This is a genomic window from Agrobacterium sp. ICMP 6402 (assembly GCF_009498615.1).
GTDB classification, from domain to species: Bacteria; Pseudomonadota; Alphaproteobacteria; order Rhizobiales; family Rhizobiaceae; genus Agrobacterium; species Agrobacterium burrii.
Window position 1 is genome coordinate 115312 of record NZ_QSNV01000002.1, and the last position, 21598, is coordinate 136909.

Sequence of the window (21598 nt, forward strand, 5' to 3'; positions counted from 1 at the left end):
TTAAACTCCGTATGGCCGACGCAGATCAAGCGTCAGCGGAAATTCTGGCGACATGGTTTCCGCATGAAGCGGATATTGCCCTGCCGTATGTCCCCATGGTTCGAAACGGGAGAGGCGGCGTGCCTCGGCCTCGTTGCCGTTGACGGGAAACGTCTCGTAATTGCGCCCGCCCGGATGAGCAACATGATAGATGCATCCGCCGATCGATCGCCTCGACCATGTATCATAAATGTCAAAGGTCAAGGGTGAATTGACGGGCAGAACGGGATGCAGGCCGGAGGAGGGCTGCCATGCCTTGAACCGGACACCGGCGACCGCAACGCTTCGATTTTCCGTCGGCGTCAGAGGCACCGCGCGTCCGTTGCAGGCCACGACATAACGGGACGGATTGGAGGTTTCAAGGCGCACCTGCAGACGCTCCACCGAGGAATCAACAAACCGCACAGTGCCTCCGATGGCCCCCTGTTCACCCATCACATGCCAGGGTTCGAGCGCCTGACGCAGTTCCAGTTTCGAACCTTCATATTCCACTTCGCCGAAGAACGGGAAACGGAACTCCTGCTGGGCGGTGAACCACTCGGGTTTCAGGTCGAAACCGTTTTCCCTGAGATCTGCGAGAACGTCCATAAAATCCGCCCAGACGTAATGCGGCAGCATGAAACGATCGGCAAGCGCCGTCCCCCAGCGCACGAATTTGCCGGCGGCTGGATTTTTCCAGAAGCGGGCGACAAGCGCGCGCACCAGCAATTGCTGCGCCAGCGACATGCGGGCATTCGGCGGCATTTCGAAACCGCGAAATTCCACAAGGCCGAGGCGACCGGTCGGTCCATCCGGCGAAAACAGCTTGTCGATGCAGATTTCGGCCCGGTGGGTGTTGCCCGTCACATCCGTCAACAGGTTGCGGAACAGACGGTCAACCAGCCAAGGCAGCGGTGGAGCACCCTCACTGGGGGCAGGCACCTGCGCGAGTGCGATTTCAAGTTCGTAGAGGCTGTCGTGGCGGGCCTCATCGATGCGTGGCGCCTGACTTGTCGGGCCGATGAACAGGCCGGAGAAAAGGTAGGATAGTGACGGGTGCCGCTGCCAGTGGAGAACGAGGCTTTTCAGAAGATCGGGCCGGCGCAGGAAGGGACTGTCATTCGGGTTGGCGCCGCCCACCACCACATGGTTGCCGCCGCCGGTGCCGGTGTGGCGGCCGTCGATCATGAACTTGTCGGCGCCGAGACGCGTCTGGCGCGCTTCCTCGTAAACCGCCGAGGTGATGTCGACGCAGTCTTTCCAGCTTGCGGCCGGGTGGACATTGACCTCGATGACGCCGGGATCGGGCGCGACGCGGATGACATTGATGCGCTCATCATTTGGTGGCGCATAACCCTCGATATGGACGGGCAGTCCAAGATCGGCGGCTGCGGCTTCCGCCGCGGCGATCAGCTCCAGATAATCCTCGATGCGTTCGACGGGCGGCATGAAAATGCAGAGCCGACCGTCGCGCGGTTCCACTGACATGGCGGTCCTTACCGCACCGCCGATTTCACCAATGGTCTGTTCGACACGTGCCTGGGCGGTACCTTCATCCGCATGGAACGAGGCTTCCGGCATGGCGCGGGCCGGCGCTGACGTCGGATCGGCAAGCGGGCCTCGCGGGATCGAAGGGTCGGCCTCGTGGATATAGGGGTAGGCAGATGGCGGCACATGGGGAAGGGTGCCGAGCGGCAGCCGATAACCGACCGGGCTATCGCCCGGAACAAGGAATATCTTGCCGCGCCGCGTCTTCCATCTCTCGCTGATCCAGCGTTCTCCGCCAGCACGGGCATTCCACGCCTGCACCGGCAGAATGTAACCCGTTGGTGTCGTCAATCCGCGCTCGAACACACGGGCGATACGGTTGCGCTCTTCCGGGTCTTTCAATTTCGAATTGGACGGATCGACATTTTCCGGAAGGCTTCCTTCCTTGATGATCCATTCGGCTGGATCCTCGTAAGCCGGAAGTACCAGATCCTTGTCGATACCGAGGTGGGTGGCGATGCCACCGAGGAGTTTTTGCGCATCATCGGTCTTAACGCCGGCATCCACACCTTCTTCGGCGATCAGCTCCGGTTTCTGCCAGATCGGCAGGCCGTCCTTTCGCCAGTAGAGCGAAAAGGTCCAGCGCGGCAGGCTTTCACCCGGATACCATTTGCCCTGCCCGTAATGCAGAAAGCCGCCCGGCGCGAAACGCTCGCGCAAGCGGCGGATCAGGGCATCGGCCTTTTCGCGTTTCGTCGGTCCCACCGCGCCGGTGTTCCATTCGTCGGATTCGAAATCGTCGATGGAAACGAAAGTCGGCTCGCCGCCCATGGTCAACCGGACGTCATGCGCGTTCAGCACCTGGTCGACTTTTTCACCGAGCGCGTTGAGGCTCTCCCAGCTGTCATCGGAAAAGGGCTTGGTGATACGTGGGGTTTCGGCGACGCGCCGGACCTGCATGTCGAACGCGAATTCCGTGTTGGCATGGCCGAAATAACCGCCGGAAATCGGTGCGGCGTTGCGGTAATGCGGTGTCGCCGCCAAAGGAATATGGCTTTCACCGGTCAGAAGCCCCGAGGTGGGATCGAGACCGATCCAGCCGGCGCCCGGCATATAGACTTCAGCCCAGGCGTGCAGATCGGTGAAATCCACCTCGGTGCCGGAAGGACCGTCCAGGGCCTTGAGATCGGGTGTCAGCTGGATGAGGTATCCTGACACGAAACGTGTGGCGAGACCAAGATGTCTCAGAACCTGCACGAGCAGCCAACTGGTGTCACGGCACGATCCCTTGCCGGAAGCCAGTGTTTCCTCCGGTGTCTGGACGCCCGGTTCCATGCGGATGACATAGCCGATTTCCTGTTGCAGACGGGCATTGAGGCCCACCACCATATCGACCGTCGGCTGCCCCGGCGTATGGTCCACGGTCGCCATGAAAGCGGCGAGCAGCGGGCCGGTTGGCTCCGGTTTCATGTAGATGGACAAATCGTCCCGCAATTCCTGCGGATATTCGAATGGCCATTTGGTTGCTTCTTCCTCGACGAAGAAATCGAACGGATTGTAAACCGTCATATCGGCGACAAGATCGACCTCGATCTTGAATTCCGTGGCCGGCTCGGGAAAAACGAAGCGGGCGAGGTAGTTGCCGTAAGGGTCCTGCTGAAGGTTTACGAAATGATTGGATGGCGAAACCTTGAGCGAATGGCTGATAACGTGGGTTCGGGAATGCGAGGCAGGCTTTAATCTGATGATTTGTGGTCCAAGGCGAACCGGATTGTCATATTTATAATGCGTCAGATGATAGATGCTCGCTTTGATCGCCATTAATCTGCCTTGCCCGGTTTTCCGGTCTATGCGGTTTATCCGCCCCTCTGAAATTATTCGGATTTTGTGCAATGCAGGAAAAGAAAGCAAGGATCATTTCCGGGGGCATCCGCATTGTTGGTGCAGGCCGCAATGTTTGTCCGCACGAAGATTTATCCGCGATTTTCAATCGTCGCCGCCGGGATTTCGCCGGGATTGTGGACAAGGTCGAAGGGCGTGTTATTGCTTGGCATCGCAAGGCGCAGATTCGCGACCCGCTTTCTTTGCCGACTGACGTTTCGGAATGGAATGAATGGCAACAACGGTGACCGACGACCAGCGTAAGAGCGCGGCTAACCCTGCGGGTTTTGATCTCGATTTTTCTGCGCAATTGCGCATGATGGGGAATGCCTTCTGGACGTCACCGGTGCGCAACCGGCTGATATTGCTGTCGATTGCCCTGTTGGTAGTGATATTGCTCACAGCCTACGGGCAGATCCGCCTCAACGAGTGGAACGCGCCGTTCTACAACGCGCTGGAACGGCGCGATCTCGATGCCTTCATTCACCAGCTTGAGGTCTTCGCGATCATCGCCGGGCTGTTGCTGCTCCTCAACGTCATCCAGACCTGGCTCAATCAGATGACGGCGCTGAACATGCGCGAGGGCCTTGCCAAGGATATGGTGGACCAATGGCTGAAGCCGGGCCGGGCTGCCCGTCTTGCCGGTTTCGGCACGATCGCGATCAATCCGGACCAGCGTTTGCACGACGATGTCCGCAACCTTGCCGAAAGCAGCACGGCACTGTCCATCGGTCTCGTGAACGCAACCATCCTGCTTATCAGCTTTATCGGTGTTCTCTGGGGCCTGTCGGCGGGTTTCTCCATCACCATCAATGGCGATCTTGTCCCCATTCCCGGATATATGGTTTGGGCGGCCATCCTTTATGCCGGTTCCGCGTCTTTGCTCAGCAACCTTGTCGGCTATCGTCTGGTCGGGCTGAACGCCGAACGTTATTCGAAAGAGGCCGAACTACGTTTCTCCCTGATGCGCGCCAGCGAAAATCTGGCGGCGATCGCTTTGGCGCGCGGTGAGAAAAACGAGCGGCGGCGGATCGGGGTCGATATCGATGCCGTGCTCGGTGTGATCCGGGGGCTGGCCATGGCGCTGACGCATCTGACCTGGGTTTCGTCGGGCTATGGTTGGCTGGCGGTCGTTGCGCCGATCCTGATCGCGGCCCCGGTCTATTTTTCCGGCAACCTCACCTTTGGCGGGCTGATGATGGCTGTCGGCGCCTTCAACCAGGTCAATACGGCGCTTCGCTGGTACATCGACAATTTCGGGCCGATCGCCAGCTGGAAGGCAACACTGCAGCGCGTCTCGGTGTTTCGCAACGCCTTGATCCAGATGGACAGCGTCGAACAGCACGGCCTTGCGATCGATCTGCAAAGGAGCGCGGAGAACGAAAAGATCCGTCTTCGGTCTGTCACGATCTGCCGCGATGCGGGTGGGCAGGATGTGGAACGCGGCTTCAGGCTGCGCGAGGCCGAGGTGGATATCGGGCCGGGCGAGCGACTGATGATCAATGGCGAGCAGGGCGTGAACCGGCGGCTGCTATTTGCCGCCATGGCGGGCCTTTGGCCCTGGGGGCAGGGCAGAATAGAAATGCCCGAACAATCCGACACGCTGTTCATCGCCCAGCACGGCTATCTGCCGACGGGTTCGCTACGGGAAATTCTGGCCTATCCGCGCGCGCCGCAGCGGTTTACGGAGGAAGATTATGTCGCGGCACTCACGGCATGCGGGCTTGGCGATATGGCGCCCCGCCTCGATGAAAACATCCGCTGGGACAAGAAACTGGATCCGGACGAGCAGGCCAGCATCCGTGTCGCCAATGCCCTGCTGCTGAAGCCGAAATTCGTCGTCATCGACGATTTGCTGGAAGGGCTGGAGAAACAGACGCAGGATACGCTGGCCGAGGTTCTGAACGGGATCGATGGTGCGGCGATCATCTATATTGGCCGGTCGGAGACGTTTCTATCGGTTCTTTCCCCGGCCGTGGCCCATCTCGACCACACCATGCCGAAGGAAAATATCGCCAGGCGCGATGGCAATCCGCAATAGCCGGCCTGTTATGTCATCCTTTGGTTTGATCGTGGCGGATCAAAGCCGCAAATGCCACTTTTCCAGGTCGAGCCGCTGCTGTTTGGCGAGATTTATTGTGGTCTCCGGTCCCGCCTGCAAGCGCAGGGCAATTGTTCCGGTCGCCAGACTAACGGCGATAACGCTTGCGACCACCACAATGATGCGGTCGTAACGTTGCTGTATCGTGTTGTTCCCACTCCAGTCATAGGCCATTCGCACGCCCTCGCGTTTTTTGGAATCGTGCCCCATCATGGTTAACCGAAGCTTACGATGGCTCTGTGATTCCTTGCTGTTTTGGAGGGGCTGCCGCGAAAAATCGGCTATTGGCTGATGAAGCGCGGTTGTCTAAGTCCGGCAGCGGGAGGTTTGTGAAAGGAATTTGACATATGGACCAGCAACCGCCCGCCGATATGGAAATGACCCTCAGAACGCTTGCCATGCCCGCCGACGCCAATCCGGCCGGTGACATTTTCGGTGGCTGGGTCATGTCGCAGATGGACCTTGCCGCTTTCGTCCGCGCCAATGATGTGGCCGGCGGCCGCACCGTGACCGTGGCTGTGAATGAAATCGTCTTCAAGAAACCGGTCAAGATCGGCGATACATTGTGCGTCTATACCCGGATAGAGAAGGTCGGGCGCACCTCCGTCACACTCAAGATCGAGGCCTGGACCCGAAGGCATTATCAGGATTCACGGGAAAAGGTCACGGAAGCCGTCTTCATCATGGTCGCAGTGGACGATAATGGCGAGCCGCGCGCCGTCCGCAAAGAGGCGTGACGCGGCTCCCGTTGAGTTCGAAGCAAATTCCGAAGCGCGAAAAGAAGCTCAGAGAGCAAGAAGCGCTTCGGCTCCGGCAATTCGATCGTCGGCCGCTCAATACTTTAGAAATATCCAATTTATTTATCAATTTTTGCGATCAAGGTAGGGAATAGGACGGGGATCAGGCTTTGACCATTCCAGGTGTTGTTATTGTCGGCGGCGCTCACGGCACGCTTGCCCTTGCCCGCAGCCTCGGCGCCCTGAATGTGCCTGTCTATTATCTCACCCATGATTCACCGTTGCCGGGCTGGTCGCGCTTCGTGCGGGAAACCATCCGCTGGGCCGGTCCGCACGATGCCGGGGCGTTGCCCTTTTTGCGGGAAATGGCCGAAAGGCATCATCTGAAGGGCTGTCTGCTCGTGCCATCCGGGGATGGCGAGGTTCAGCTCGTTTCGCAACATCGCGAAGAGCTTTCCGCCCTTTACAAAATCATCCTGCCGGATTGGCCATCCCTGCAATGGTTGTGTGAGAAGCCGCTGCTCTACAAACGCGCGGCGGAGCTTGGCGTCTCCTTCCCCCGGACCTATGCGCTGACATCGACCGATGACATCAATGCGCTGGACGTGACGTTTCCCGTCATTCTCAAACCGAATATGGGTGGCGGTGACACCGTGATTTCCCGCGCGAAGGTGATCCGCGCCGATGATCGGCAGGCGTTGAAAATGGCCTTTGCGGATGCGAGCGCGGAGATCGGCGCAGGCAATGTCGTGGTGCAGGAACTCATTCCCGGCGGTGGAGAAAGCCAGTTTTCCTATGCGGCGCTGTGGCACAACGGAGAACCGGTTGCCGAATTCACCGCCCGTCGCGCCCGCCAATATCCCGTCGATTTCGGATATACCAGCACCTGCGTCGAGGTTGTCGACAACCGCCAGGCCATCGATGCGGCCCGGACGATATTAAAATCGGCCGGTCACAGTGGTCTCGTCGAGGTGGAATTTAAACTCGATGGCAGGGATGGTTCGCTGAAGCTTCTCGATGTCAATCCGCGCCCCTGGTCGTGGTTCGGCCTCAGTTCGGCGGCGGGCGTCGATCTCGGCGCGTTATTATGGCAGGTTGCCAACGATGTGCCCGCCGGCCAATCCCGGGCTGCGCGACAAGGCGTGTCGTGGTCTTATCTTGTCCGTGATGCGGTTGCCGCCTTTACATTAAGCCGGCGCGGCAAGGCAAATATGGGAGACTACTTTGCGTCTCTGGGCAAAATCCGCAGCTGGGCCGCCTTTGCGCTGAATGATCCCCTGCCGGGTCTTATCGATCTGCCGCTCACCGCGTGGAGGGTCGTCAAAAAACGGGTTCTGCCTGGCCTGAAGTCAAAACAATCAGCGATGGTTTTCTCGCCGCCGGTAAAGCGTCTCTTGAAATACGGAGCCATAAGGGCCGGGCTGGAGTTAAGTTCTCTGCCGATGGTCCGCGCCGCGTTTCCGTCCCTTGCCGGGCGTGGCGTGATTTTTACGCTTCATCATGTGCGCCCCGGGGAGGCTATCTCGCCTTTTGCGCCCAATGTGCAATTGTCCGTCACGCCGCAGTTTCTGGAAGAGGCGATACAGGCCGCGCTAGAATGTGGTCTCGTTCCCGTCCATCTGCATGATTTACCGGCACTGCTTGCCGACAATAACGAAGGTCGGTCGTTCTGTGCCTTCACGCTTGATGACGGTTATCGCAACAATGCCCAACACGCCGCGCCAGTTTTCCGCAAATATGCCGTTCCCTACACGATTTTCATCACACCGGGTTTTGTTGAGCGGACGCGCAGCCTGTGGTGGGAAACCGCAGCTGCACTGACGCAGAAAGCTGCATCGTTTGACTTCGATTTCGGCTCTGGTCCGGAACATGTTGCATCCGCCACGCCTTCGCAGAAGGCGGAAGCATTCACACGCCTTGAAAATTTCGTGCAGAACTTTTCAGAGGATGAGGCAGTGGAAAGGATCGACCGCGTCGCGAGGCAACAGGGCATCGATCCCATCGCGATCGTGGGTGAACTCGTGATGGACGCGGATGAGCTCAGGGCGCTGTCGGACGATCCTCTGGTGCATCTAGGCGCACACACCATGACGCATGTGAACATGCGCAAGATCGATCTCGCGCGGCTGGCTCACGAAATCGAGGAATCGACACGTCGGGTAGAGGCTTATGTCGGCCATCGGCCGCAATCTTTTTCCTATCCCTATGGCTGGACGAAGGCCGTAGCGGAGCGTGAAGCAAAGGCGGTGCTTGAGGCGGGATTTTCCGTGGCGGTCACCACGCAGGCTGGTGTTCTTGGCCCTTATAATCTTGAAAAGCCAACGCAATTGCCCCGCGTATCACTGAACGGGCGCTTTCAGAAGAAGCGCTTTGTCAAAGCGCTTATCTCAGGGCTGCCTTTTCGGTTCATCTAGTGGCGACACCCTGTTCGTCATCTTTCGCCCGCCCTGCCGAACTGCATGTGGGCGGGCCGCGTTTGCCGCTTGTCTTCATCATTTCTGAATTCGGCGATTGGCCGGCAGGCCTCTTTGTGGCGAGTTGGGCAGTCTGAAAGTCTGCATAATAATTTTTGTTATTCACATCTGTTTATCTATTGATTATAAATAAATTTATTGAGGTAAAACATTACAACTTTTTTTGAAGGCTCCGCCCGTGCTGTTGATTTTCGCCGATGATCTGACAGGCGCTCTAGATGCGGCCGCACCCTTTGCCGGGCGCGGGCTGGCGACCGAGGTTGCGATCGGGCTTGACGGTGTACCCGCAGCCCTCGCGGATGCGCCTGCGGTCCTGAGCGTCAATCTGGGTTGTCGTGACGGTGATGCGGATGAAGCCGGTCGTCGCACGCGGTCGTTATTGGCGCTGGTTCCAGCGGATACGATCCTGTTCAAAAAGGTCGATTCCCGGCTGAAGGGGCATATTGCGGCTGAAATGGATGCGATTTCCTATCGGCACGCGCTTGTCGCGCCCGCCATTCCGGATTTTGGACGCGTTGTTACTTGCGGGGCCGTATCCGGCTTTGGCGTTGACGCCGCCATTCCGGTCCACGAAAAGCTGGGCGGGCACGCCAGTCGCTGCAAGATACCGGATACGCGATCGCAGGCCGACATCAGGGAGGCTCTCGTTGCCGCGCAGGCTAAAGGCGTCGATCTTCTGGTCGGCGCGCGGGGTCTTGCCGAAGCGCTGGCTGAGGAGATGACGGCGTGGACTGTGCTGGAGGCGGCGACCATTCCGCCCGGCAAGGGGCTATTCGTCGTCGGTTCCCGTGATCCGATTACCGTTGAGCAAATCGAAGTCCTCAAGAGCACCGGGTTTGTGTCGGTCATCGATGCACCCAATGGTGTCGTGCCTTCCCATACACAGGATGGTTCCGGCGTGACGCTGGTTCAGGCGACGCAAGGGTTAGGCGATCTTTCACCGCTTGCCGTTTCCGACCGGCTGGCGGAAGGCGTCGTGCCGCGCTTCACGGCAGGTGCTGGCAGGCTGCTTTTGTCGGGCGGGGCGACGGCCGAAGCCGTGCTGCGCGCCATGGGCATTTCGCGGCTGCGTCTTGCCGGCGAATGCCTGCCGGGTCTGGGCGTCGGCTGGTCTGGAGACCAATGCGTCATTGCGAAGTCCGGCGGTTTTGGGCAAGCTGACACGTTGAAACGGATTGCGAAAATGATGCTTGGCGTAAACGACGCTGGAGAGAGCTGACCAGATGGGGCTGATGAAAGAAACGGCGCGTAAGGCACTTCCGGACATTATTTTCGAGCGAATGCACCGGGCGATCAAATCCGGCGCCTACAAGCCGGACGAACGGCTGCCGACCGAACATGAACTCGCCATGGAATTCGAAGTATCGCGACCAGTGGTGCGCGAGGCGCTGCGGCGGCTGCGTGAGCAGGGGTTCATCTATTCCCGCAGAGGCTCCGGCAGCTACGTGCGGGCTGTCGGTATGCGTGAGCCGCTTGGTTTTGGCCAGCTGGAAAACGTCGCCGATCTTCTGAATTGTTATGAATTCCGGCTGACGCTGGAACCGGCAGCGGCTGCCGCGGCGGCTTTGCGTCACGATGGTGAGAGGCTTGCGGCGATCAAAAAGGCGCTCGAACTGATGCGCGACGCCACCAATCGCCAGTCCCACCGTGAGGACGCCGATTACCAGTTCCATCTGGCCATCGCGCGGGCGGCGAGGAACAGCTATTTCTCTACCGCGATGGAGGCCCTGAAAGATCATATCGCGATGGGAATGAAGTTCCACGGCATGTCGGTGAAGCGTGAAGCCTCTGGCCTGACACGCGTTTTTGCCGAGCATGAGGCTATTGCAAACGCTATCGCCGATGGGGATGCGGAGGCGGCCCGCGAACTGATGCTACAGCATCTGACGGGATCGCGCGAGCGCCTGTTCGAATCTTCGCACGCGGATTGAGGCCGATGCGCCCGAAGGCGCACCGGACTTTCTTTCAGAAGGCGCGGCGGTAGATGCCGAGCACGTCCTCAAGGCTCATATCGACGGGGTTATTGTCCATCAAGCGGCGGATGGCGTGTGCGTCCTCGGCATAACGGGGAAGATCGGTCTCGGTTGCTCCGTGCCTTGCCAGCGACATTTCAATGCCGAGCCCGGCACAGAAATCCGTTGCCGCCTTGCGAAGATCATCCGGCGAAAGATGCTCCCGAAGCCCGAGCGCGCCTGCCACTTCCGCCGTCTTTGCTGAAACCGCCGGCTGGTTGAAGGCCAGAACATGCGGAAAGACGATGGCATTCGCCAGCCCATGCGGTAGGTTGAGAAGCGTGCCGAGCGGATAGGCGATGGCATGACCGGCGGCCGTATTGACCGGCCCGAGGCAGATGCCGCCATAATAGGAGGCGAGCATCATGCCTTCGCGTGCTTCGGTATCCGTGCCATCGCGGACGGCGCGCGCCAGATATTTGCCGACGAGTGCAAAGCCCATGCGGGCAAAACCGTCGATCATCGGGTGGGCCTTGCGGTTGGTGAAAGCTTCCACGCAATGGGCCATGGCGTCCACACCCGTCGCCGCCGTCACGGCAGGCGGTACGGAATAGGTCAGTTCCGGATCGAGAACCGCGAAATCCGCAATCAGATAAGGGCTTTCGACCGCGATCTTGTTGCCCTTGACGGGATCGGTGATCAGCGAGCGGATGCCGGCTTCCGAGCCGGTGCCGGCGGTGGTGGCGATCTGCACCAGCCTGGTGTCGCGCCCGGCAACCCGGTTGGGTCCGGCCACATCGCCAAGCGTCTGGTCGGAATTCCACAATGCCGCCACCAGCTTTGCCACATCCATTACCGAACCGCCGCCGAGGCCGATGACGAGATCGGGTTTGGCATTGCGTGCCGCAGCCAGTGCTGCATCGAGCGTCGCCGTGTTCGGCTCGCCGGGAATGGCGTCGAATACCGTGAATGGACCCTGCAATTGCAAACGGTCGACGAATTTTGCCGTCAGCGGCGTGGCGATCACCAGCGTCGATGCGGTTTTGCCGGCGAACGCGCCAACCTGCGCTATGGTGCCAGCGCCAACGGCGAGCCTGCGCGGCTGATGGATGAGAATGGGAGCTGTGGACATGGTTGCTTACCCTTTCGCGCTCTTGCCCGCCACGAGCTTGCGGGCGTAGGCGATGGCCTCTTTCATGTTGCCGTGATTGGCGATGCCCTTGCCGGCAATGTCGAAAGCCGTGCCGTGATCGACGGACGTGCGGTCTATCGGCAGATCGACTGAAACGTTGACGGCGGTATCGAAAGCGACGAGCTTGATCGGGATATGGCCCTGATCGTGATATTGCGCGACGACGAGATCGAAAGCGCCGGAATAGGCCCGGTGGAACACGGTATCGGCGGAAATCGGTCCCTGTACCTCGATGCCTTCGGCACGCGCAGCGGCAACCGCCGGCGCAATCTGGTCGTCATCCTCCGTGCCGAACAGGCCGTTTTCGCCGCAATGGGGATTGATGCCGGCAACTGCGATGCGCGGCCGCTCGTAACCGATGCGCTTCAGATGGTCGTTGCCCGCGCGGATGGTCGCCAGCACCCGCTCCGTCGTCGCCCGACGAATGGCTTCCTGCAGGGAAACATGGGTCGAAACATGGATGACCTTCAGCCGTTCGGAGGCAAGCAGCATATAGGCCGCAGACGAGCCGGTGAGGCTGCGCAGCATGCCGGTATGGCCGTCATAATGGTGGCCCGCAAGGTTAAGCGCCTCCTTGTTGATCGGCGCGGTGACGATACAGCCGATTTCGCCCGCCTCGGCATCGCGCACGGCCTTTTCGATGAAACGGAAAGCGGCGTCACCTGCGACCGGCGACAGCGTACCCCACGGCAGCGGTGCGCCCTCGATGGGCAGATCGACCACATGCGGCGTGATATCGATGTCGACGCCGAGCGCATCCCGCGCTGCCTGAAGCGTGGCGAGGTTGCCGTAAATCCGCGTGGCGGCCTGATCCGGGGCGGACATTTCAGCAAGCGCCCTAACGGTGATCTCGGGGCCGACGCCGCAGGGGTCGCCCATGGTGATGCCAATGATGTTGCTCATCTTTTTCTCCCGTCCCTGGCCTCGGCCCAGCCGGGCGCCAGCCGGACATATTTGATTGCGCGGCGATGATAGGTGTAACTTGCGTGCAGCGTACCGTCCGGCGCTTCCAGAAGCCATGGATAGGACATTTCCAGATTGCGGCCGTCCGTCGAATCGTTCGACAGGCAGGTGCCAGGACCGTCCTCGATCAGGATACGGGTGGGGAAGCTGCGCCCATCGTCTTCGGAGATGCAGATGGACACCGGCGCGCGCGTCACGCCCCAGACAGGCACACATCCGCCTGTCGGATCGGCGTCCGGCCTGCCGTCATCTTCGCCCAATTCGTCATAAAGCGAGGCGCGCCGGTCGCTTGACTGCGCGGCATTGATGGGGTTGCAGATCATCGCCAGCCGGCCGTCACCGAGCCTGATGGCGGCGATGGAGGAATTGTTGTTCGGCACGTCGGTTGGCTGCGGCTTTGACCACGAGTGGCCGCCATCGGCGCTTTCCGTGCGGTAGACGAAGTCGGCCTGGCGGCGGCGGAAGAACGCGGAGTAGTGCGCATCATCGCCCGCAACCGGGCTCATATGCACACAGCCGGTCGAATCTTCCAGCTCCTGCAATTGCCACGTCAGGCCATTGTCCCTGGATATGCCAAGCGCTGCCGTATCGTGGCTGCCGTTCCATTTCTGGCCGGGGCGCTGGATGCAGCGGAAGATCGGCAGCAGCCAGGCGCCATCATCACGAATGCGCAGCGGCGCGCGGACAAAGCAGCCTTGCGGTAGGTCGAGGAAACGCCCTTCTTCGGAAGACAGCTTTTCCGGCGCCGCCACATCGCGGGTGACCCGCGCCATACGGATACGGCATTCATCCTGATTGCCTGATGGTTGGGCGGTGTGAAACAGCCACAAAGCGCCATCCGGCGCGGTGAAGAGAACCGGGTTCTGTTCGGAATGGTCTGGATCGTGGCTGAGGCGCTGCGGCGCTCCCCACCGGTTTGCGCCTGGCATCAGCACGGATGCGAAGATCGAAATATCCGATTTTCCCTCCAGCGTGCCGCCGAACCATGCGCAGAGCAAAGCGCCGTCATCAGCGAGATGCAGGAAGCTCGCATGGTTCTGGATCATCTGCGATGGCAGAAACGCTTCCTGCCGGCTTTCTGACGTGGCGTGGACGGCTCCGGTCATGGCGTGAGCGATGTCATCAGGGGTCATCATGGTCTCCTCTTAGCCTGATGAAAATGACATATTCGAAAAGTTGTCAAGTTTATTTCGATAAAAACAGCGACTTTGAATTTTTGATTAGTTCGAATAAATATTTGTTTTATAATGATAAAAATGAGTATTGCGACGCAAATAAAAAATGCTAAAGAAAAATAAATTGACAAAAAATGTGATAGCGTCGATGCTCTGTTCACGGGTGGAGGAGACAATCATCCGCACACCATGCTCCTCGATGCGGGGAGACGGGGATTTTTCAGAAGCCCCTTGCGGCACGCCGCCATGTTGCTGAATTTCTGATCTGGGAGGAGAACGGAATGAAGAAGTCATTGATTGCGGGCGCCCTTGTTTTGGGTTCCCTCAGCGCAGCGGTTTCGCCGGTGCTTGCGGCGTCGGGGCCGATCAAAATCGTGCTGGCGGAAGAAGCTGACCTGCTTGAGCCCTGCATGGCGACCCGCTCCAACATCGGCCGCATCATCATGGAAAATGTCAGCGAGACGCTGACCGAGCTTGATGTGCGCGGCAAAAACGGCGTTCAGCCACGGCTTGCCGAGAAATGGGAGCAGAATGCCGACGGCAGCTGGCGCTTTCATCTGCGTCAGGGTGTGAAGTTTTCCGACGGCACCACCTTTGACGCCAAGGATGTGAAGCACAGCTTCGAACGCATCATGAGCGACAAGAATGCCTGCGAATCCCGCCGTTATTTCGGCGGTATGACGGTGACCCCCACGATCGTTGACGACCAGACCATCGACTTCAAGACCGACCCGGCTCAGCCCATTTTGCCGCTGTTGATGTCGCTCGTCACCATCGTTCCCGAAGAAACCAAGATGGAGTTCATCCGCGAGCCTGTCGGCACCGGCCCTTACAAGCTGACCAACTGGACGCCGGGCCAGCAGATCGTGCTGACGGCGCGCGACGATTATTGGGGCAAGAAGCCGCAGGTGACGGAAGCGACCTATCTTTTCCGTGCCGATCCTTCGGTTCGCGCCGCCATGGTGCAGACCGGCGAGGCCGATCTTTCGCCTTCCATTTCCCAGCTCGATGCGACCAATCCGAAGACCGACTTCTCTTATCTCGACAGCGAGACGGTCTATATGCGTCTCGATCATAACATCGCGCCGCTGAACGATGTGCGGGTGCGTCGCGCGCTCAACCTCGCCATTGACAGGCAGGCCTTCCTCGGCACGCTGGTTCCTGAAGGCGCGGTGCTGGCCACGGCGCTGGTTCCGCCGACGACGCTTGGCTGGAACCCCGACGTCAAGGTCTTCCCTTACGACCCTGATGGCGCAAAGAAGCTGCTCGAGGAAGCCACGGCTGCCGGCGTGAAGGTGGACACACCGATCACCATCATTGCGCGCACCGCGAATTTCCCCAATGTCACCGAGATCATGGAGGCGATCCAGCAGCAATTGCAGGAAGTCGGCTTCAAGATCGACCTGAAATTCGTGGAAGTGGCCGAACACGAGAGCTATTATTCCAAGCCGTTCAAGGAAGGTCGCGGCCCGCAGATCGTCGCTGCCATGCACGACAATTCCAAGGGCGATCCATCCTTCACCATGTTCTTCAAATATGCCACCAAGGGCACGCAGTCCGGCTTCTCGGACCCCAAGGTGGATGACCTGATCGAACGTGCATCCGCAGCCGTCGGTGAGGAGCGCGCCAAGCTCTGGTCTGAACTCATCGCCTACCTGCATGATGATGTCGTGGCGGATGTGTTGCTGTTCCACATGGTCGGTTTCTCCCGCGTTTCCGAACGTCTGGACTTCAAGCCCACCATCGCCACCAACTCGATGCTGCAGCTTTCGGAAATCGGCATCAAATAAAGCCGGTATCTTATAAGCCAAAGAGCGGCGGCAGGGCGAAAGCCTTGCCGCCCTCGTTGAAAAACCGGAGGCAACCATGCTGAGCTTCATCCGAAAACGTTCCGTTGCGAGTCTGATCTCCCTGATCGGCCTGCTTGTGATGGTTTTCTTCCTGTCCCGCCTGACGGGAGACCCGGCGGCGCTGTTTTTGCCGGTGGAGGCTTCGGAAGAGTTGAAGCAGCAGTTTCGTGCGCTGCACGGGCTGAACGATCCGCTGATGGTGCAGTTCCTGCGTTATGCGGGCGATGTGATGACGGGTGATCTCGGAGAGTCGCTGCGAAAAGCAAGGCCTGCGCTGGATGTGGTGCGTGAGGCTTTCGTCTGGACGCTCTGGCTTGCGGTCATCACCATGTCGCTGGTCACAACCGCTGCCATCGTTGTCGGTTCGCTTGCGGCTTTCCGCTCCGGCGGCTTTTTCGACCGCATGGCCTCGACCATTTCGCTGATCGGCGCATCGGTACCGGATTTCTGGCTGGCGATCGTCGCGATCGTGCTTTTTTCCGTCAATCTCGCCTGGCTGCCGACGTCAGGCACAGGCTCGGTGCTGCACTGGATCCTGCCGATCTCGGTCCTGTTCGTGCGCCCCTTCGGTATCATTGTGCAGGTGGTGCGCGGCTCGATGATCGGCGCTTTGTCGTCGGCTTACGTCAAAACGGCGCGTGCCAAGGGCGTGAAATCCGGGCCGATCATCTTTGTCCATGCCCTGCGCAACGCCATGCTGCCGGTCATCACCGTCATCGGCGATCAGGCGGCCAGCCTTCTCAATGGCGCCGTCATCGTCGAAACCATTTTCGGCTTTCCCGGCGTCGGCAAGCTGATGATCGATTCCATTCTTCAGCGTGATTTCAATGTCGTGCTGGCCGCCATTCTCGTGACGGCGCTGGCGATCTTCCTGATGAACCTTCTGATCGATATCGCCTATGCGCTGCTCGATCCGCGTATCCGGCACTGAGGAGATCATCAAGCCATGAGCCTTTTGAACGCCGATACCCAGATCATCGATGAGCCGTCCTTCGCAACGCGCATGCTGCGCATGTTGTGGGCCGATAAATTCGCGCTCTGTGCCGCGATCTTCCTCATCATCATCGTCATACTCGCTTTCGTCGGTCCGGCCTGGCTCGGCGATCTGGCGACCAAACAGAACCTGCGCGGGCGCAATCTCGCCCCGTTCGACTGGCAGCGCGAATGGTATTTCTGGCTGGGGGCGGATGCGCTCGGGCGCTCGCTTTTGGCGCGCATCGTCGCCGCCACGCAAAATACGCTGATGATCGCCGCCGGCGCCGTGCTTCTCTCCGCCGTCACCGGCACCGTGCTCGGCTTGATCGCCGGTTTTTCATCCAACCGTGTCGGCCAGATCATCATGCGGCTGGCGGACGTGATCATGTCGTTTCCGTCGCTGCTGATCGCGGTCATCGTGCTTTTTCTGCTCGGCTCCTCCATCCTAAACCTGATGCTGGTTCTGGCGATCACCCGAATCCCGGTTTACATCCGCACCACAAGGGCGGAAGTGCTGGAGGTGCGCGAACGCATGTTCGTGCAGGCGGCAAGGGTGATGGGCGCATCGGGCAAACGCATTCTCTTCCGCCACATTCTGCCCGTGGTGCTGCCGACGCTGACGACACTTGCGACGCTCGATTTCGCCTATGTGATGCTGGCGGAAAGCGCGTTGTCCTTCCTCGGCATCGGCATTCAGCCGCCGGAAATCACCTGGGGTCTGATGATTTCGCAGGGGCGGCAATATCTCACCAATGCCTGGTGGCTATCCTTCTGGCCGGGGCTTGCCATCATCCTCACCACCCTGTCGCTCAATCTGCTGTCCAACTGGCTGCGCATCGCGCTTGACCCGGTGCAGCGCTGGCGGCTGGAAATGAAAGGCCGCAAGCATGGCTGACCATCTTCTCGACGTGCGCAACCTTTCCGTGGAATTTCACACCGCAGGCGGTGTCGTCCATGCGGTGAAGGATGTTTCCTACCATATCGACCGTGGCGAAACGCTGGCGATCCTCGGCGAAAGCGGCTCTGGCAAGTCGGTATCGTCTTCCGCCATCGTGAACCTCATCGACATGCCGCCCGGATATATCAACAGTGGCCAGATATTGCTTGAGGGTAAAGACCTTCTGACGATGCCGGCAGAAGCCCGCCGCGAGGTCAACGGCCGGCGCATCGCCATGATCTTTCAGGATCCGCTCAGCCATCTTAACCCCGTCTATACCGTCGGCTGGCAGATCCGCGAGGCCATGACTACCCATGGCATGGCCAAGACGGAAGCCGAAACGGAGGCGAGGCGCCTTGTCGCCCGTGTCGGCATTCCCGATCCCGACAGTGCATTGAAGAAATATCCGCATGAATTTTCCGGCGGCCAGCGCCAGCGCGTCATGATCGCCATGGCGTTGGCGCTGCGGCCCGACCTTTTGATCGCTGACGAACCGACCACTGCGCTTGACGTGACGGTGCAGGCCGAAGTGCTCTCACTGCTCAAGGAATTGCAGCGGGAAACCGGCATGGCCGTGCTCATCATCACCCACGATCTCGGCGTCGTCGCCGAAATAGCCGACAGGGTGGTGGTGATGGAAAAGGGCGTGCTGGTAGAGGCCGGCACCGTTCGCGACGTTTACCGTAATCCGCAGCACCCCTATACCCGCAAGCTCATCAGCGCCGCACCTGGCAGGGGCGACATGCATGAGCCGAAAGCGGCGGGCGAACCGCTGCTCAGCGTGCGCGATGTGCGCAAGCGTTACGGCGCATTCGAGGCGTTGAAGGGTGTTTCCTTCGACCTCATGGAAGGCGAAACCATCGCCGTGGTCGGCGAAAGCGGCTCCGGCAAATCGACGCTCGCCCGCATTTTGCTGCGGCTCGACGAACCGGATGCGGGCAGTGCGTTATGGAAGGGACGGGACCTCTTCAAGCTCTCGCCTGCCGAACTCTTTGCGCTGCGGCGCGATCTGCAGATGGTGTTTCAGGATCCCACCCAGTCGCTCAATCCGCGCATGACGGTGTTCCAGTTGATCTCCGAAGCCTGGGTGATCCACCCGGATATATTGCCGAAAGCAAAATGGCGCGAACGGGTTGCGGAATTATTGCAGCAGGTCGGCCTCTCGCCGGATCATGTGCGCCGTTATCCGCACCAGTTTTCCGGCGGTCAGCGGCAGAGGATCGCGATTGCCCGCGCGCTGGCGCTGGAGCCGAAGCTCATCATCTGCGACGAGGCGGTCTCGGCGCTCGACGTGTCGGTGCAGGCGCAGGTCATTGCGCTGCTGGACAAGCTGCGCCGCGAAATGGGCCTTTCCTTCATCTTCATCGCGCATGACCTGCCGGTGGTTCGGGATTTTGCCGATCACGTCATGGTCATGCAGCGCGGAGAGGTGGTGGAATTCGGCACCGTGCGGCAGGTTTTCGAGGCACCGCGTGAGGAATATACCCGCGCGCTGCTCTCAGCCAGCCTCGATCCCGACCCCGATATGCATTCTGCGCGCAGCCCGGCGGGTGCCGACCATGCCATCGGAAATTCAAGTGGAGTTCTTTCATGACCAAACAAGCCTTCGTCGCGCTCGTCACCTGTTTCAACGAGGACGAAACCATCAATTACGAGGCGACCCGCGCGCAGGTGCGCCGCCAGGTGGCGGCCGGCAACAACATCATGTGCGCCGGCACCAACGGCGATTTCACCGCGCTGACCCATGAAGAAAAAATCCGCCTGACGGAAGAGGTGGTAAACGAGGTGGCTGGCCGCGCTAAAGTCATCGTCAATGCCGGCATGCCCGCCACATTCGAGACCATACAGCTTGCCAAGGCCTTCGACCGCATCGGCGTGGACGGCATCGCCGTCATCACGCCCTTCTTCATCGCCTGCACGCAGGAAGGCCTGATCCGCCATTTCTCGACGGTGGCCGACGCCGTTGAAACACCGGTCTATCTTTACGACATTCCCGCCCGCACCCAGAACCACATAGAACCCGAAACGGCGCGCAAACTTGCGACCCATGGCAATATCGCCGGTATCAAGGATTCCGGCGGCGCGCAGCAGACGCTGGAGGCCTATCTTCAGGTGGCGAAGGAAACGCCCGGTTTCGAGGTTTATTCCGGCCCTGACCACCTCGTCTTGTGGTCGTTGCAGAACGGTGCCGCAGGCTGCATTTCCGGCCTCGGCAACGCCATGCCGGATGTGCTCGCCGGCATTCTCAACGCGTTCAACTCCGGGGATATCGCTGAAGCCGAACGCCAGCAGGCGATCTACGCGGCCTTTCGCACCGATCTCTACGCCCTCGGTTTCGCGCCCGCCATGGTCAAACGCTCGCTCTACCTCCAGGACCCCTCCGTCGGCGCCAGCCGCCAGCCGGCCCTGCTGCCGGATCAGGAACAGGACGACCGGATTGTAGAAATCCTACGTCGTTATCAATTGCTCTAACACCATTGCCGCATGTGACACGCATCGACCTCCAGCCGTGCGCGTCACATGAAAAATGCCTGTAAAAACCGCCAAAAGCCGACGCATTTCTCCAGTCTCTTCCATGACGAACAATTTGTGACACAAACGCGAAATTTCCCTTGTCAGCCCGGCCATTGATGTTTATGAGGAGCGCGCAACGCAAGCGTTCGCGCATGCGGAGAGGTGGCAGAGTGGTCGAATGCACCGCACTCGAAATGCGGCATACCTGCAAGGGTATCGTGGGTTCGAATCCCACCCTCTCCGCCATAATACACTGAAATCATTATGAAATTTTAGGAATTTAGGGCGGCGCCCTAATGATTACCCTAACGCTTGTGCGCCGTCGCTCCAAGCAGACGGTTACAAAATGTGATCGCTTTACCATAGTGCAGCATCCAGTCTCATTTTGTCTCATGCTGTCAAAAGCTTGAGCTTGTTTGGCGTATTACATAACGTATTACATACGTAATACATTGATTTTACAATGATTTTTATGTTTGACGTTCAGTGGGGCAGCAATATCCTCCGCAGCATATTCGCTAGTGGAGATATCAATGGAAAGTTTTCCTGCTGCAATGTCCGTCGCTACCGCCGCAAAATACATCGGCGTGTCGAGATCACACTTGTATCGCTTGATAAGTGGCGGTGCCATCACCGTAGCCAGACTCGGACACCGGACCATAATCCGACGAGCCGATGCTGATCGCCTTCTAGAAAATGCGTTGAAGCCTACGCCGCTAAACCTCGCATTCGTTGGTTCAGGCGGTGTCAAGGACGGGTCTACCCCGAGGGGTAAGGGTGGTGGTGTATTCGGATGACTATCACTCCGCACCAACATAGCTTTTTGGCGATCGCTTGTTTGGCACAAGAGCATTTTGAGTTCATGGACCACCGCATGTCGGTCGATGGCTCGGTTTCTCTTCCTGACGAAGCGGCTGCAGCGCGCGTCCAACGCTACTACAACGACGCCGAGGCGGATTTACACGCTGGAGCAGTATGGCTCGTACAGAGCCAGCTTGGCACGTTCGTTTCGCAAGAGGCGTTATCTGTCCCAGCAGCTCAGTCGTTTATTGCTCAGTGTGCAGACGACGTAAAAAAAGTGAACCGATACCAGCGACACCTAAGAAGCTCTCGTAAGTTTCACGATAAGGCGCCGGCAATCTCAATCGATAACACGGACCCAGATCGCCCAAGGGCGGCTTTCCGGCCAATTCGGGAAACGCAGGTGAGCATCATAATCGGTGCATACTTGTCGCTACCTGATGGTTTCAGGACATGGGCTCGGACCGCTGATCTTCTTAACAGAGGAATACCAACAGGCGATCGCGGCGGGCTGAATGACGGACATGTTCGGAATGCGCT

Annotated in this window: 19 protein-coding genes and 1 tRNA gene; 13 read left to right on the forward strand and 7 right to left on the reverse strand. The window is 59.3% G+C overall.

Features of this window, described 5'->3' with window-relative positions; all coding sequences use genetic code 11:
* The gene (locus DXT96_RS08675; protein ID WP_153514318.1) at positions 1–3327 is read right to left on the reverse strand and encodes a DUF2126 domain-containing protein; all 3327 of its coding nucleotides are present in this window, start codon (positions 3325–3327) and stop codon (positions 1–3) included.
* A 71-nt stretch (positions 3328–3398) separates the two neighbouring features.
* On the opposite strand from DXT96_RS08675, the gene DXT96_RS08680 reads away from it, so the two are divergent.
* On the forward strand, positions 3399–3635 hold the full coding sequence (locus tag DXT96_RS08680; protein WP_153514319.1) for a hypothetical protein: 237 nt from the start codon (positions 3399–3401) through the stop codon (positions 3633–3635).
* Positions 3620–5428, forward strand: coding sequence for an ABC transporter ATP-binding protein/permease (locus DXT96_RS08685; protein ID WP_153514320.1), 1809 nt, complete (start codon positions 3620–3622; stop codon positions 5426–5428). The genes DXT96_RS08680 and DXT96_RS08685 overlap by 16 nt, the downstream gene beginning before the upstream one ends.
* Before the next feature lie 39 nt (positions 5429–5467).
* Here the strand turns inward: DXT96_RS08685 and DXT96_RS08690 are convergent, their stop codons facing one another.
* Entirely contained in the window at positions 5468–5662 is a 195-nt protein-coding gene (locus DXT96_RS08690; RefSeq protein WP_174373942.1) for a hypothetical protein, read from the reverse strand.
* Positions 5663–5835: 173 nt separating this feature from the next.
* On the opposite strand from DXT96_RS08690, the gene DXT96_RS08695 reads away from it, so the two are divergent.
* The 4 genes from DXT96_RS08695 to DXT96_RS08710 all read left to right on the forward strand — a co-directional run bounded on the left by DXT96_RS08695 (position 5836) and on the right by DXT96_RS08710 (position 10630).
* Positions 5836–6225 (forward strand): acyl-CoA thioesterase, encoded by a 390-nt coding sequence (locus DXT96_RS08695; RefSeq protein ID WP_153514322.1) that lies wholly within the window; start codon positions 5836–5838, stop codon positions 6223–6225.
* Between the two features lie 170 nt (positions 6226–6395).
* Entirely contained in the window at positions 6396–8639 is a 2244-nt protein-coding gene (locus tag DXT96_RS08700; RefSeq protein ID WP_153514323.1) for a polysaccharide deacetylase family protein, read from the forward strand.
* Positions 8640–8877: 238 nt separating this feature from the next.
* A complete protein-coding gene (locus DXT96_RS08705; protein WP_371418816.1) occupies positions 8878–9918 on the forward strand; it encodes a four-carbon acid sugar kinase family protein in 1041 nt (346 codons plus the stop codon).
* Between the two features lie 4 nt (positions 9919–9922).
* Positions 9923–10630 carry a FadR/GntR family transcriptional regulator gene (locus DXT96_RS08710; RefSeq protein WP_149899745.1) on the forward strand — a complete coding sequence of 236 codons (708 nt, stop codon included), beginning with the start codon at positions 9923–9925 and terminating at the stop codon, positions 10628–10630.
* A gap of 34 nt (positions 10631–10664) precedes the next feature.
* Here the strand turns inward: DXT96_RS08710 and DXT96_RS08715 are convergent, their stop codons facing one another.
* The 4 genes from DXT96_RS08715 to DXT96_RS08730 form a co-directional block, all read right to left on the reverse strand.
* Positions 10665–11783, reverse strand: a complete 1119-nt coding sequence (locus tag DXT96_RS08715; protein ID WP_153514325.1) for an iron-containing alcohol dehydrogenase — start codon at positions 11781–11783, stop codon at positions 10665–10667.
* 6 nt (positions 11784–11789) lie between these two features.
* Positions 11790–12746: a 4-hydroxythreonine-4-phosphate dehydrogenase PdxA gene (pdxA, locus tag DXT96_RS08720; protein WP_153514326.1), complete on the reverse strand. Its 957-nt coding sequence runs from the start codon at positions 12744–12746 to the stop codon at positions 11790–11792.
* Positions 12743–13939, reverse strand: coding sequence for an exo-alpha-sialidase (locus DXT96_RS08725; RefSeq protein WP_153514327.1), 1197 nt, complete (start codon positions 13937–13939; stop codon positions 12743–12745). Before DXT96_RS08725 ends, pdxA begins: the two co-directional genes overlap by 4 nt.
* Positions 13940–14026: 87 nt before the next feature.
* Complete coding sequence (locus tag DXT96_RS08730; RefSeq protein WP_153514328.1) at positions 14027–14275, reverse strand: hypothetical protein; 249 nt, start codon at positions 14273–14275, stop codon at positions 14027–14029.
* On the opposite strand from DXT96_RS08730, the gene DXT96_RS08735 reads away from it, so the two are divergent.
* The 6 genes from DXT96_RS08735 (at position 14263) to DXT96_RS08760 (ending at position 20503) form a co-directional block, all read left to right on the forward strand.
* Positions 14263–15771 (forward strand): ABC transporter substrate-binding protein, encoded by a 1509-nt coding sequence (locus DXT96_RS08735; RefSeq protein WP_153514329.1) that lies wholly within the window; start codon positions 14263–14265, stop codon positions 15769–15771. The genes DXT96_RS08730 and DXT96_RS08735 overlap by 13 nt on opposite strands.
* A gap of 76 nt (positions 15772–15847) precedes the next feature.
* Complete coding sequence (locus tag DXT96_RS08740; protein WP_153514330.1) at positions 15848–16762, forward strand: ABC transporter permease; 915 nt, start codon at positions 15848–15850, stop codon at positions 16760–16762.
* A 15-nt stretch (positions 16763–16777) separates the two neighbouring features.
* Positions 16778–17701, forward strand: a complete 924-nt coding sequence (locus DXT96_RS08745; protein WP_153514331.1) for an ABC transporter permease — start codon at positions 16778–16780, stop codon at positions 17699–17701.
* Positions 17694–19337, forward strand: a complete 1644-nt coding sequence (locus DXT96_RS08750) for an ABC transporter ATP-binding protein (protein WP_153514332.1) — start codon at positions 17694–17696, stop codon at positions 19335–19337. The genes DXT96_RS08745 and DXT96_RS08750 overlap by 8 nt, the downstream gene beginning before the upstream one ends.
* Positions 19334–20215, forward strand: coding sequence for a dihydrodipicolinate synthase family protein (locus DXT96_RS08755; RefSeq protein WP_153514333.1), 882 nt, complete (start codon positions 19334–19336; stop codon positions 20213–20215). The genes DXT96_RS08750 and DXT96_RS08755 overlap by 4 nt, the downstream gene beginning before the upstream one ends.
* 198 nt (positions 20216–20413) lie before the next feature.
* A tRNA-Ser gene (locus DXT96_RS08760) sits at positions 20414–20503 on the forward strand.
* A gap of 190 nt (positions 20504–20693) precedes the next feature.
* Here DXT96_RS08760 and DXT96_RS27175 read toward each other — a convergent pair.
* Positions 20694–20888: a hypothetical protein gene (locus tag DXT96_RS27175; protein ID WP_246670547.1), complete on the reverse strand. Its 195-nt coding sequence runs from the start codon at positions 20886–20888 to the stop codon at positions 20694–20696.
* Here DXT96_RS27175 and DXT96_RS27390 point away from each other — a divergent pair.
* Positions 20812–21054 carry a helix-turn-helix domain-containing protein gene (locus tag DXT96_RS27390; RefSeq protein ID WP_371418838.1) on the forward strand — a complete coding sequence of 81 codons (243 nt, stop codon included), beginning with the start codon at positions 20812–20814 and terminating at the stop codon, positions 21052–21054. The genes DXT96_RS27175 and DXT96_RS27390 overlap by 77 nt on opposite strands.
* Positions 21055–21598: the final 544 nt, after the last annotated feature.